The sequence below is a fragment of the Planktothrix sp. FACHB-1365 genome, assembly GCF_014697575.1.
Classification (GTDB): Bacteria; Cyanobacteriota; Cyanobacteriia; order Cyanobacteriales; family Microcoleaceae; genus Planktothrix.
Map to the genome: position 1 here is coordinate 43,764 of NZ_JACJSC010000001.1, position 14,340 is coordinate 58,103.

Here is a 14,340-nt window from a genome sequence, read left to right on the forward strand (position 1 = left end):
AAGTCTAAATCAGTTTTACAAATAGCTGGAAATCCGAATAATCTTAGGGGCGAGGCGCGCCTCGCCCCTACACACCGAATTTGTATCCATTTTTTAGGGTTAATAATCTTTGATTATGAGTGTACAATTCATTGAGAATTGCTATAGTTAAGGCTGCCTCGTTCTTCTAACACTTCAATTTCCTGTTCTAACAACTCTGGATGAAGCCTTGAAGTGACAAATACAGGGATTGTTTCTATCCCGACTTCGGGGTGATGCCAAGAAAAATCGATACACATTTCATCACTCAAAACAACAGGTTCAATTGTAGGAATTAAAATGTTTTCTTCCATCATTGTTTCACCCTCAAATCCAGTAGGATTCGTGTGGTGTTGACTGATGAACATTGCCCCTAAAATCATCGCACCGCCTAACCAACCCCGCAGTCCTAAGGTTTCACCCAATAACCAGAAGGAAAATACGGATGCAAAAACAGGTTCAAAGGTATAAATTACAGCCGTTTCTGAGGCAGAAACCCAATGTTGAGCGATCGCAGGCAACCAAGTCGTAACGGCCGTCACCACCGCCAGGTAAAATAAAGGCAGGTAATGACCCTGAATGCCCTGCCATTGTCCCATCAAATCCGGTAACGTCCAGACAGTCGCTAAAACCGTCATCACCACAAGCTGAATTGCGGTTAAAGGTTGGGACGAATGGGTGCAGGTGACGGCTTCTAACAGCAAAATATAGCTGGTATAAAGCAGAACATCCAATAACATCCAGAAGTCTCCCGCCGTCAGCATTCCGCCTTCCCAGGACATCACCCCCACCCCAACTAAGGCGAGTCCGGCGGCTAAAAATAATCCCCGTCGTACTTTTTGACCCAATAATTGCCCTAATAAGGGAACTAAAATGACGTTTAAACTGGCAATAAAAGCGGCACGATTTGCAGAGAGTGTTTCTAATGCGATCGCTTGAATGGCTAAGGAGGCAAAGAGTAGAATTCCTAATAGAATCCCATCTCGAATTAACTTTAGATTTAATGTTCGTAAATGCAGGGAAAAAGCGATCGCAGCTAAAGCAGATCGGATGGCAATTAATACACCAGGGGAAATATTATGAATGGTATCTTTTACCAGGGGAAATGTAGTTCCCCAAAGCAAAGTAACGGCGATTAGCAGGATAATACCCTGGATATGTTGTAATTTCGGTTCGGAAAGGGTCATTAGAGTTGTTATAAAGTGTTAGTTTCTGTGAATGAAGGATTAGTCCTGGGGAGGAGGTGACAGGAAGAAAAATTCACCCTTAAGATTTATCCAGATCCGTTAAGATTTCTGGCAATAATGTTACCTCCTTTACGGAAAAAAATACCCCTCTGCATTGGTATTTGCTTCTTAGAATATTTTAGAACGAATAGAATCTCTCGAAGTTAGATTTTTGTGAAGACCCAACTTTAGGATTATTCTTTAAATCCGGTGTACGGTGTTGAGCGTTAGGACAGAAGGAATCAAGGATCAACCTGTTTTGAGAATTTCTCTATCGAGGCAACAAAACGAAATCGGATAAATAGGTTGAAAATAAACCTTCAATCCAGTGTTCTAACCCACTTAAGATTAATTGTACACCCAGGGCTAAAATAAATAAACCCAGAAGACGGGTAAAGGCAATAATTCCATTTTCTCCTAAAAGATTAAGTAAACGATGGGACAAAATCAAACAACCATAAACTAAGATTCCAATTAGGACAATTGCAACAATAATCGCACCTAAATGTAATATAGTTTCTGAGGATAAAGTTTCGCCTGCTTGGGCAGCTAATCCTAATGTTACGGCGATCGCTCCTGGCCCTGCTAATAAAGGAATAGTTAAGGGAATAAACGATATATCTTTATGTTCTTCAATTTGACAACTTAAGGCTTCTTCTTCGGTGGGTGTTAATTTGGGTTCTGCTTTTAAAGCTTCCCACCCCGTTTCAAAAATCACAATTCCTCCCGCTACTTTTACCCCAGACATTGCTAAACCAAAGAACTCTAAAATACTATCCCCGACTAATAAAAAAAAGACTAAAACCCCTACAAAGCTCAAGGAAGTTTTAATCGCACATTTTTGTTGTAATTCTGGAGAATAGCCCGCCGCTAAAATTAAAAATATCGGCACAGCACCCAAAGGATCGACAATGGGAAACAAGGACGCAAAACTGCCTAAAACAAAGGTTAATAAATCTTCTACCATCTGTTAAATTAATAGACCATAAAGGATGTATTGTACCTTTAATTAAGCATCAGGAGTTAATTTTAAAATCAGTTCAGAAGATTCTGGAAACTGGGAAATTAGGTCAGTCCGACTCGCTAATTCAAAATCGGCAAAATCAAACCCTGGCGCAACGGTACACCCGACAAAACTATAGGCACTTTCTGAGTTAGGATAGCCGCCAAACCACCATCCCGCCGGAACAATAAACTGCACGGTTTCTCCCGCTTGAATATCAGAACCCAGAATAATATTTTGTACGCCATAGTCTTCGTGCATTAACACCAAGGTCATTGAACCCCCTAAATAAAAATGCCACATTTCATCGGATTGAATTCGATGTAAACAGGATTTTGTTCCTTGAGGTAATAAAAAATAAATTCCTGTACAATAATTGCGATCGCCTGTAAAATTATCCGGTAAAGCACTATCAGGAATTACCCCCTCTGAACGATAGGTTTCTCGAAAATATCCCCCTTCAGGATGAGGAATCAGTTGATATTTTTCAATTAATTGTTCTACAGTTATCATAAATTAAACAAAACCAGGAATAGAAAGATCTTACATCAGATTTAGGAGGGTCATATACACTGCGTTTAACAGTTCGTGAATTTGTCTCAAAACTAGAAAGACCAACCTAATCCTAAACGCATTCCTTGTGAAGTCATTTTAACAGTAGAGGTTCCATAGTCTCCTTCTTGTTCAACTTTTAATTGATATAAACGATAGCCTGCGGATAAAGTTAAATCACGGGAAACTTGCCAATTTAAACCGATGAGTAAATCCCAATTGGTAAGAGCATCACTTCCGCCTGTAAGGGCAGTTCCTCCCCGTGTTGTAATCGCTAAATTATCGGCTAAATTGAGTTTAATTTGTGCCCCAAAAGACGGATCAAACCAATCAGGTCGATAGTTAATATCTGGGCCGGGATCAAAACCAAAATCAGTATTGAGATAGCCAAAACGAACTCCACCATAAACTTCAAAATCAAGAGAAGGATAGACAGGATTAGGTTTTGAAGTATCTTTAACAGTTCTTAAGGGGAGGGTTCCCAAATGCCATGCCAGCAATGTTTCTGCTGTTAATAATTTTGTATTAAAATCAATATCAATTTGCGAACCATTTTCTGTTAAACCCAATTCAGTATAGACTCCCTGAAAGATTAATCCGATATCCCCATTCCACGCTTCTAAACGAGCTCCTAACTCTAAAATTTTATCGAACTCCAGAATTTTTCCTAACCCAATATTAAAATCAACTTTAACGGGAACTTGACCCGGAGGAACTCGATCTACTATGGTTTGTACTCCTTCCCGAATTTGAGTTTCTAAACGTTCTGTTAGGTTTTGTCCCCGTTGTTGTAAACGTTCTCTTACCTCTTGAGCAATGCGATCTTCTAATCGAGTATTGCTGCGATCAAAAGGTAATCGTTCTAACACTCGATCAACCGCTTTTTCAATTAAATCTTGGGGTAATTGATTTAAGATGCGATTGGTAATTTCAGTTGTAATTAAGTCTACTAAAACGACTCGATTAACACTCGCACCTTCTCCAACAATAGCATAACCGTCAATATTAAACGGAACAAATAGCATCGGTTCAACTTCAAATCTCCATCCGTTACTGGACTGAGGTTGTTCAGTGTTAGGTGTAGAACTCTGGGACTCTTCGGTCAAAACTTCATTAACAACCTGATCAAAATTAATCGGATTTTGGCTGATTGTATTTTTTTCTAAATTAGACCCACTTGAATTTGATAAAATTTCATCATCTTTTCTCAGTTGATACGGTTGCAAATCGGCTGCATTTCTGCTAGAATTTAAAAAGGTTGAATTCAAATTAGAAAGTTTAAAATCTTCCGCATTATGTGTGGTGGATTGTTGTGAAGGTGAAGAAGCAGCGATCGCAATTTTCTCAACCGAAACTGGATTAAACTGAACGGAAGAGGGATCACCGGAAAAATGCAAATCAGAATGAATCAAAAACTGATGCTGATCTTCTGAAAAAACAGAGGAGAGGTTTTGTTCAGAATCCTGATTAACGGAACTCGCCCAAGCGGGAGTTACAACTAGAAAAGTTAATAAACTAAAACAAGACGTTAAAACTGATTTCATCTGGTTGTTTGTACTGGTTTAAAGTTCTTGAAAACAAAATTAAAACATGAGAGATTTAACGATTACCCCAATAAAACTGATGAACCCAATCACCAGTAAAGCAACCCCGATAATTTCTGTACTGTGAGAAGTTTCATAAGTATAGCGATCGCTTTCTATTTGTTGAAGTAACCGACGATGTTCCCTCAGTCCTAAAGCCATTCCTAGCATTCCTGTACTAATAAAAGCTAGTCCCACAATAACAGAAAATCGCACCGGATCAAGTTTAGGAGTGAGGCGGGTTTGTTCAATAGTTCTGACAATAGTAGGAATACCAAAACCAAAACCAATTAAGGATAGGGAAGTGCGTATCCAAGCCATTAAAGTGCGATCAGCGGCGGCGCGACTGCGGTATTTAGCAAGTTCGGTACGATCTTCGGCTAAATCATTAGTAGAAACCTGTTTATGGGTTTCTGAGTTGTTGGGGGGTTGATTCATCATAGGTGAGGTGTTAGGTTAGGTGGAATAATTGGGCTGCTCTTAATAATGACAATGGTTAGATATTATCCCTAAAAGATAAAATTGAACCAGAGCTAGAATCGGGAATTAAATCTCAGTAAAGCTTATAGCAGCATTTTGAGTTCGCCTTGAAGAATCTGAATTTGAAACTCTTAAAATTCTCCGTCTCTTCAGAGCAGAGAATATCAACAATTTCAAGATCAACCGGTATGCAAACTAACAATCCGTCTGAAGTTCGTGCGATTGCCAAAGAAGCTTATATCTACGGCTTCCCAATGGTAGACAGCTACCGCATCCAATACGCCTACTTCGTGGATCAACAAAATCCCGAATACAAAGCACCCTGGAACCACATTCGCAATATTGCTCGTGTCTTTACACCGGAGGATAAGGCAGTCCAGACACCTAACTCAGACACGCCTTACTCAATGCTGGGTTTGGATTTGCGTACAGAACCGATGGTACTCACCGTACCCCAGATCGAACAGGAACGCTACTTTAGCATCCAACTCATCGATCTTTACACCTTTAATTTTGACTATATCGGAAGTCGCACTACGGGTAACGAAGGGGGCAGTTTCCTCATCGCTGCACCAAACTGGCAAGGTGAGATCCCCAATAACATTAAGAAAGTGATCCGGTCGGAAACCGAGTTAGCACTCGCCGCATATCGCACACAGCTTTTCAACCCTGACGACCTCGATCAAGTCAAACACATTCAGGCGGGATATCAGGTACAGCCGCTTTCAGTCTTCCTGGGACAATCTGCACCGGAAACTGCACCGACTATTGATTTTATTAAACCCCTGACTCCGAACGAGCAACGGACATCCCTCGATTTTTTCAAGATCCTGAACTTTGTGTTACAGTTTTGTCCTACCCATCCCTCCGAAGCAGAACTCAGGGTGCGGTTTGCCAAGATGAATGTTGGTGCGGGGATGGCTTTTGACGCAGATTCCCTATCCCCCGATCTGAAGACAGCAATAGAGCAAGGAATTGCTGATGCTTGGGCAGAATTCGCGAACTTGAAGCAACGCATCGATGCCAAGGAAGTCACCTCTGGTGATGTGTTCGGCACACGGGAATATCTGAAGAATAACTACCTCTACCGGATGGCTGCGGCTATCGTCGGTATCTATGGGAATTCTAAGCAGGAAGCAATGTATCCGATCTATTCGGTCGATAGTGACGGGCAACTGCTCGATGGAGCTAACCGTTATACCCTCTACCTTGCACCCGGACAATTGCCACCCGTCAATGCCTTCTGGTCACTAACTCTGTATGAACTCCCGTCGAGCCTACTGGTTGCGAACCCACTCAACCGCTATCTCCTTAATTCTCGGATGATGCCTCAATTTAAGCGCGATTCACAAGGCGGCATCACCTTTTATATCCAAAACGAGTCACCGGGTGCAGATCAAGAAGCGAACTGGCTACCCGCCCCCAAAGGGTCATTCTTTTGCGTGATGCGTTTGTATTGGCCTCAGCCTGAAGCCCTTGAAGGGAGATGGCAACAGCCACCCATGCAGCGAGTCTAATACTGTCTTTTTTTCTTGATAAAGAAATGTCAAGTTTACTAATTCCTGATTCTTATCTAAGTTAACTTTAAGGCTAACAGACTCGTGAGATATATCTAAAAAATTTTAGGAAAGCCAGATCATTATGACAGCCAGTAATTTTATTCAACGCCAAATTCTCCCGATACCTGATCAGACGCCCATCGGACTGACCACCTACGATGCCAAAGATCCCGATACGCACTATCCCCCCATGCGCGATCTCCGTCCACCAGCAGGGGCGCCCAATGTGTTAATTGTGCTGCTGGATGATGTGGGTTTTGGGGCTTCTAGTGCCTTTGGTGGCCCCTGCAATACCCCCACCTTCGAGAAATTAGCCTCCCAAGGACTCAAATACAGCCGTTTTCACACCACCGCCCTTTGTGCTCCCACCCGACAAGCATTACTCACCGGACGTAACCATCACTCCGTAGGCATGGGCAACATTACCGAAACCGCTACAGCAGCCCCTGGTCAATGCTCCGTGCGTCCTAACACTAAAGCCCCCCTAGCCTTGACCCTGAAATTGAATGGTTACTCAACCTCAATGTTTGGTAAGTGTCACGAAGTCCCGGTCTGGCAAACCTCGCCGATGGGGCCCTTTGACGCTTGGCCGACGGGTGGGGGTGGGTTCGAGTATTTTTACGGCTTCATTGGGGGCGAAAACAATCAATGGGACCCGGCTTTATATGAAGGTACTATTCCCATTGAACCTCCTGCAACGCCGGAAGAAGGCTATCACCTGACCGAAGACCTGGCAGATAAAGCGATCGCCTGGGTGAGTCAGCAGAAAGCCCTGATGCCTGATAAGCCCTTCTTTATGTACTTTGCTCCCGGTGCGACCCATGCTCCCCACCATGTTCCCAAGGAATGGATCGAGAAGTATAAAGGCAAATTTGCTCACGGCTGGGATCAACAACGAGAAATTACCTTTGCCAAACAAAAAGAACTGGGGGTGATTTCCCCCGATGCGGAGTTAACACCCCGTCATGCCGAGATTCCCGCCTGGGATGAGATGGACTCCCAACTCAAACCCGTGTTGGAACGGGAAATGGAGGTGTATGCCGCGTTTTTGGAACACACCGACTATCACGTCGGACGGCTGATCCAAACTTTAGAGGATTTAGAAATTCTCGACGATACCCTCGTCTATGTGATTGTTGGCGATAATGGGGCTTCTGCTGAGGGAACCATTCACGGGGCGTTCAACGAAATGGCGAACTTCAATGGCATGGCCGCCCTGGAAACCCCTGAATTCATGCTATCAAAACTAGATGACTTCGGCTCCCCCGACTCCTACAACCATTTTGCCGTGGGCTGGGCTTGGGCAATGGATACCCCCTATCAGTGGACGAAGCAGGTCGCCTCTCACTGGGGTGGCACTCGCAACGGTACAATCATTCACTATCCCAAAGCCATTCAGGAGAAGGGTGGCATCCGTAACCAGTTCAGTCATGTGATTGATATAGCTCCAACGGTATTGGAGATGGCTGGCATTCCTGAACCCACAATGGTTAACGGGGTGCTGCAAAGCCCCTATGAAGGGACGAGCATGGTTTACAGTTTCAACGATGCCAATGCTCCTGAACGCCATGATGTGCAGTATTTCGAGATGTTTGGCAACCGAGGCATCTACTACAAAGGTTGGAGTGCGATTACAAAACACCGCACCCCCTGGGTTATGGTAGGACAAAAGATGGTACCTTTTGACGAAGACATCTGGGAACTGTATGACGGCAGTAAAGACTGGACACAAGCCCATGATCTCTCTCAGGAGATGCCCCAGAAATTGTTGGAATTGCAGCGTCAGTTTTTAATTGAGGCGGTCAAGTACAATGTCTTGCCCCTGGATGATCGGCAGACTGAACGGATTGATCCGGTGACGGCGGGACGACCCTCCTTAGTTAAGGGTGACTCCCAAATCTTCTTTGCGGGTATGGGTCGTTTGTCAGAAAACAGCGTGATCAATATTAAAAATAAGTCGTTTTCCATCACCGCCGAGATCGAAATGAAAGACAAACTCGCCAATGGAGTGATTATTGCTCAGGGTGGCAAGTTCGGGGGCTGGAGTGTGTACGCCAAGGAGGGTAAACTCAAGTTTACCTACAACGTCCTGGGTATCCACGAATTTCCCACCGAAGCCACAGCCCCTATTCCTGAAGGGAAACACCAGGTAAGGATGGAGTTTGCTTACGATGGCGGTGGTTTAGGCAAGGGCGGCAACGTTACCTTATATTATGATGGTCAGCCTGTGGGTACCGGGCGCGTCGAGGCAACCCAAGCCATAATTTTCTCAGCAGATGAAACCACCGACATCGGTTATGAATCCGGTACTCCTGTCAGTCCTGATTACACCACCCATAGCAGCAAATTCACAGGCAAAATTCACTGGGTGCAACTGGATGTGGGCAAGGATGACCACAATCACTTCATCTCTCCTGAAGAACGTTTGAGAGTGGCGATGGCACGACAGTAGAGACAGTTATCAGTTATCAGTTATCAGTTATCAGTTATCAGTTATCAGTTATCAGTTATCAGTTATCAGTTATCAATTTTCCTTCCTGCATTATTCTGACTATGGGAACCCGACTGAAGAACGCGCCTTTGGCATTTCATTTGCTGGCAAAACCTACTGGGGCAATTTGTAATTTGGATTGTCAGTATTGCTTTTTCTTAGCTAAAGAGCAACTGTATCCGGGTAGCAAGTTTCGCATGACCGATGAGGTATTGGAGAACTATATTCAGCAGTTGTTAGAATCCCATCAAACCCCAGAAGTGACGGTGGCTTGGCAGGGGGGAGAACCAACATTAATGGGGTTAGAGTTTTTTGAGCGATCGCTAGAATTAGTAGAAAAATATAAGAAACCCGGACAGCAGATTATTCATACTCTGCAAACCAATGGTACAACACTCGATGATCAGTGGGGACGATTTTTTAAACAGCACAATTTCTTAATTGGACTCAGTATTGATGGCCCCCAACCGTTCCATGATGTCTATCGGGTAGATAAGCGGGGACGGGGGAGTTTTGAACAGGTAATGCAGGGTTGGAAAATCTTAAAAAAGCATCAGGTTGATGTTAATATTCTCTGTACTGTTAATGCGGTTAATGGTAATCATCCGTTAGAAGTTTATCGCTTTTTTCGAGATGATTTAGGGGTTGAATTTATCCAGTTTATTCCGATTATTGAACGGGTCAATGCAGATGGTTCAACGTTAATTCAATCGGGTCATCAAGTAACAGAACGATCAGTTAAACCCGAACAGTTTGGACAATTTCTGATCGCTATTTTTGATGAGTGGGTGCGACGAGATGTGGGTAAAATTTTTATTCAACATTTTGACGCGGCTTTGGCAAATTGGGTGGGTGTGCAACCAGGGGTTTGTATTTTTTCTAAAACCTGTGGAACGGCGTTAGCGTTGGAGCATAATGGGGATCTGTATTCCTGTGATCACTTTGTGGAACCGGACTATAAACTGGGTAATATTCAGGAAACCCACATGATCGAATTAATTGCTTCTGAAAAACAATATCAATTTGGTCAGGCTAAATTTGATTCTTTGCCGAACTATTGCCGTAACTGTGAGGTGCGTTTTGCTTGCAATGGAGGTTGTCCGAAAAACCGCTTTATTGAAACCCCGGATGGAGAAGCAGGTTTAAATTATTTATGTGCGGGATATAAAGCCTTTTTTACTCATATTAATCAACCGATGACGATGATGGCAGAATTATTGCGTCAAGGTCGTTATGCGGATGAAGTAATGCAACTGTTGGCACAAAAACGGCAACAAAAACCCGTTGGATTTGGTAAGAATTAGGTAAGAATTAGGTGGGTGCGCTACTTATTTAACAGGCAAGATGCCTGTTCCACGGACTTGTTAATATTCCCTAACCCAACTTTCAACTGCTTTTAATAAATTGTCCTGCGATGCCACAAAGGAACGTTGCGGGAATGGTAACGGGAGGGGGTCAGGAGTTATCCAACCGAGGTGTAAGACGTCCGTGAGATAGTCGCAACAGTCGATGACTTCGGGGGTGGGTGTCCCGTCTGCGAGTAACAGTATGAACAGATGGGGGGTTTGGAGTTGCTGTTTCAGGTGGATAATTTTGGTTTCTAGGTTAGCGGGGGTCTGCACTTCGGGAGGAGTTATATCGGGTAAGAGTTTTTGATAAAGACGGTTACAAAATGCTTGGATAAATTCGTTTTTGGTGTTGAGGGTTAGTAGTTTATTGATGTTGATACAGTGGAGGGGGAGGTGAGGAAGTTGGGTACAAATATCGGTGAATTGTTGTTCTAATTGTCGCGCGGTTGGGGTATTACCAACGGGGGTATTATCGCTCATTTCACTATTTATTATAATGTCATCCTGAGCGGAACGCAGTGAAGCGAAGGATCTCTGAGATTCTTCGCTTCGCTCAGAATGACAATTGTTATTATTAGAATTTGGAGTAAAAGTGTTGTGATGCCATGCTTGATAAAATTTGGGATAAGGTAGATTTTGGGCGCATTTCCAGAGGAGTTTATAGCAGTCGGCATAAAGTATACTATTATTCTCGAAAGCTTCGTTAGTAAGGTTATGCTTGAAGGCAAAAACCACATCTGCATATTGTTTTTGTGTTTTGATAATTTTGCCTAAACTATAGGTAGCACTCCTGCAAGTCAATTCATTTTCAGTAGTTTCTAAAACTCGAATTAACGCCCGTATAGCCAACTCATTTCCAACGGCAATATCCTCTAAACTACCGAAAACTCTCCAGGGAGTATCTTCATTCTCAGTAGTTTCTAAGACCCAAATTAACACCTGTATTGCTAACTCATTTCCAGAATCAATTCTCCCTAAATTCCAGGCAACCTTCCAGCGAGTATCTTCATCCTCAGTAGTTTCTAAAACTCGAATTAACGCCCGTATAGCTAACTCATTTCCAACGGCAATTTTCTCTAAACTATTGGCAACCCTCCAGCGAGTCATTTTATTTTCAGTAGTTTCTAAAACTCGAATTAACGCTTGTATAGCTAACTCATTTTCAGGGTCAATTTCCCCTAAAATCTCAGCAACCCTCCAGCGAGTATCTTCATCCTCAGTAGTTTCTAAAACTCGAATTAACGCTTGTATAGCTAACTCATTTTTAGGGTCAATTTCCTCTAAACGAGAGACAACCTGCCAGCGAGTCAATTCATCTTCACTGGTTTCTAAAACTCGAATTAACGCTTGTATCCCTAACTTATTTCCAGGGTAAGTTGTCTCTAAAAAACCTAAAATATCGGCAACCAAAATAACAGTCTGTTTATCCTCAGTAGTTTCTAAGACCCGAATTAACGCTTGTATCGCTAACTCATTCCCAACGGCAATTTCCCCTAAGCTATCGGCAACCCTCCAGCGAGTACCTTCATGCTCAGTAGTTTCTAAGACCCGGATTAACGCCTGTATTGCTAACTCATTACCAGGGTCAATTTTCCCTAAACTATAGGCAAACCACCCGCGAGTATCTTCATCCTTATTGGTTTCTAAGACTTCAATTAGCGTCTGTATTGCTAACTCATTTCCAACGGCAATTTTCTCTAAACTATTGGCAACATTCCTGCGAGTATCTTCAGACTCAGTAGTTTCTAAAACCCGAATTAAATTAGCGATCGCTTTTTCTCTAATAGTCTCTGGTAATACTTTTCTTGTACCTTCCTCTATAGGTTCAAGAAAAGTTATCCATTCTTGCTTCTCAATATCAAAATAACCCAATACCAATGCAACAATAGTTTCTACAATTTCATCCGATAAACTACATTCTTTAAACTCATTAATTCCCGCAGCCGATAAAAAATAGGCACGATAGCAATAAAAATCACACCCATCATCAAAATTAACTAACTTCTCAATAAACGCCTCTTTCTCCCCTTTCTCCACATCATCACGCCCCAACCATAATAAAATCACCTGTTTCCATTGGGGTTGAAAAATACGATACTCTTTCCCCTCCACCGGACTATTCACATGATTTCGAGGTAAAAAATAATCCCAATCATTAATCGCTAAAGCCGCAAAATATTCCTGAAACGTGGGATGGAAAAAGGCATAAACCGCTTGGTCTGAATCTCTTTCCTCAACGGATGCTAACCCCACCCGATTTAACCATCCTAATTTTAACGCCCAATCAAATCGAGTATTTTCTTGCTGCGGTTTTCCTAAATACTGTTCAACAAATTTTTCCTCTAAGCGAAACCGATATTGTTCACGGTTTATCGCATTTTTCGCTAATTCTCCTAACTGTTCATGGAGACATTCTTGCACCTCGAATGGAATTTGAAACGGTTTCTGTTCATCCTTCCATTGATAATGACCCTTCACCAACCGTTGATAAAGTCCCGCTTGGGTTTCCGGTAATTTTTGCCCCCGTTTCCAAGTCCGACATAATAACGCTAACCGCAGGGGATTTTTAATTAAATCATTAATCCGGGTTTGGTTGGTTTCATTTAACTGTTTTAATAACTCCTGACTCTGGGTTGCATTGTTAAACCATTGTTCAATAAATTCCTGAATCTGTTGGGAATTAAAATCTAAATTGCGATAAACATCAAAATCCCTTAAAGCGTTTTTCTCCCCCTCCCAAACATTCAACCGACAAGTTAACACCACCCGTAACCCCTGCGTCCATCCTTCCGCCAACTGTTGATTAATTGTTACCAAAGGTGACGTTATCCCCATTTCATCAACGGCGTCGAGGAGTAAGTAAACCTGTTTTGACCTCTCCCCCGACCCCTCTCCTGCAAGGCGAGGGGAGTTCGACCTCTCCCCCGACCCCTCTCCTGCAAGGCGAGGGGAGTTTGTTCCCCCATTCCCTTGCAGGGAAGGGGGGTTAGGGGGGTTAGGTCTCAACGTCTCGGAGTTCGACCTCTCCCCCAACCCCTCTCCTACAAGGCGAGGGGAGTTTGTTCCCCCATGCTTTCCAGTTCCCTCTCCTTTTAGGGGAGGGTTAGGGAGGGGTTTCATCAACCTTTCAAACCCAGCAACCCATTCCGGCGAAACCCCTGTTAAACTTCCTGTCGCATCCCGTAACCAATTTTGAGTTAAATAATCCCGTATCGGTTTATCAACATCTGCCAACCGAATTAAAATCGGATAGCCTAAATTTTCCTGTAAAATCCATCGAGCAATTTGATATAATAACGTTGTTTTTCCCGCCCCAGGTTCCCCAATCACCGCCAACCGTTGACCTTTGCTTTTACTATTCCCTTGCCGTAAAACTTCCTCAAAAAATTGATTCGGTTCGCTGTAGGTTTTCGTTATTTCCGTTTCCGGTAATTGATAAAATTGTGACCCGTCCTCTGGGTTAACTTCCTGTTTTTGTCGTTTTTCCTGTTCCCGTTTCGGTTCCACTAACCCCAAAGGCACATAAAAATTAATCCCCGTTAACGGGTTATTCTTGAAAAAGCGTTCTTCGTAGGCGTCGAGGCGAGATTGACAGGTTTGATGCCAGTTAATATCAGGAATTGAGGATATTGTTGTTTGGGGTTGAGGTAGGAGTTTTTCTTGTTCTTGACGCTGGCGATATTCTTGTGTTAAACAACTATGTAGAATTTTAAACTTACCTTTTGTATCGGTTGCCAACTCAGGATAACGATTTTTAAAAGCAGTATAAACTTTACCCAAGTGTCGCCTAAAATGAGATTCACTAATATTCAAATTTGTAGCAATTGAAGCATCTGATGTTTGTTCTTTTAAATGTTCTTTCGCAAACCGAGTTGAAAACGCATCGCGTTCATCAGCGTTAACTAAACCCTGTTCATCTGCAACAATTTCCAGAAAGTCATCCCAAGACAGCATATCAAAAGATGATTCAATTTCAATCATTATATCAATGATTATTAAAAAAAGGCAATCCTATCTTTAAGATTCTTCAAAATTTGCGACGATATTACATAAATGGTAGGGGCGAGGCGCGCCTCGCC

The 14,340-nt window shown here is 42.9% G+C and carries 9 protein-coding genes; 3 read left to right on the forward strand and 6 right to left on the reverse strand.

From position 1 onward, the window contains the following. Window positions 1-128 precede the first annotated feature (128 nt). The 5 genes from H6G57_RS00215 to H6G57_RS00235 all read right to left on the reverse strand — a co-directional run bounded on the left by H6G57_RS00215 (window position 129) and on the right by H6G57_RS00235 (window position 4,823). Window positions 129-1,205, reverse strand: a complete 1,077-nt coding sequence (locus tag H6G57_RS00215) for a DMT family transporter (protein WP_190515066.1) — start codon at window positions 1,203-1,205, stop codon at window positions 129-131. 310 nt (window positions 1,206-1,515) lie between these two features. Further along, a complete protein-coding gene (locus tag H6G57_RS00220) occupies window positions 1,516-2,211 on the reverse strand; it encodes a MarC family protein (protein ID WP_190515068.1) in 696 nt (231 codons plus the stop codon). Between the two features lie 42 nt (window positions 2,212-2,253). Next, window positions 2,254-2,760 carry a cupin domain-containing protein gene (locus tag H6G57_RS00225; protein ID WP_190515069.1) on the reverse strand — a complete coding sequence of 169 codons (507 nt, stop codon included), beginning with the start codon at window positions 2,758-2,760 and terminating at the stop codon, window positions 2,254-2,256. A 92-nt stretch (window positions 2,761-2,852) separates the two neighbouring features. Next, window positions 2,853-4,343, reverse strand: a complete 1,491-nt coding sequence (locus tag H6G57_RS00230; RefSeq protein ID WP_190515071.1) for an outer membrane protein — start codon at window positions 4,341-4,343, stop codon at window positions 2,853-2,855. Window positions 4,344-4,382: 39 nt separating this feature from the next. Next, window positions 4,383-4,823, reverse strand: a complete 441-nt coding sequence (locus H6G57_RS00235; RefSeq protein WP_242048834.1) for a YidH family protein — start codon at window positions 4,821-4,823, stop codon at window positions 4,383-4,385. Window positions 4,824-5,050: 227 nt separating this feature from the next. On the opposite strand from H6G57_RS00235, the gene H6G57_RS00240 reads away from it, so the two are divergent. The 3 genes from H6G57_RS00240 (at window position 5,051) to H6G57_RS00250 (ending at window position 10,216) form a co-directional block, all read left to right on the forward strand. Beyond that, a complete protein-coding gene (locus H6G57_RS00240; protein ID WP_190515073.1) occupies window positions 5,051-6,379 on the forward strand; it encodes a DUF1254 domain-containing protein in 1,329 nt (442 codons plus the stop codon). 124 nt (window positions 6,380-6,503) lie between these two features. Next, window positions 6,504-8,873, forward strand: a complete 2,370-nt coding sequence (locus H6G57_RS00245; protein WP_190515075.1) for an arylsulfatase — start codon at window positions 6,504-6,506, stop codon at window positions 8,871-8,873. Between the two features lie 101 nt (window positions 8,874-8,974). Beyond that, a complete protein-coding gene (locus H6G57_RS00250) occupies window positions 8,975-10,216 on the forward strand; it encodes an anaerobic sulfatase maturase (protein ID WP_190515077.1) in 1,242 nt (413 codons plus the stop codon). A gap of 60 nt (window positions 10,217-10,276) precedes the next feature. Here H6G57_RS00250 and H6G57_RS00255 read toward each other — a convergent pair whose 3' ends face one another. Next, window positions 10,277-14,242 (reverse strand): NACHT domain-containing NTPase, encoded by a 3,966-nt coding sequence (locus H6G57_RS00255; protein WP_190515078.1) that lies wholly within the window; start codon window positions 14,240-14,242, stop codon window positions 10,277-10,279. Window positions 14,243-14,340 lie beyond the last annotated feature (98 nt).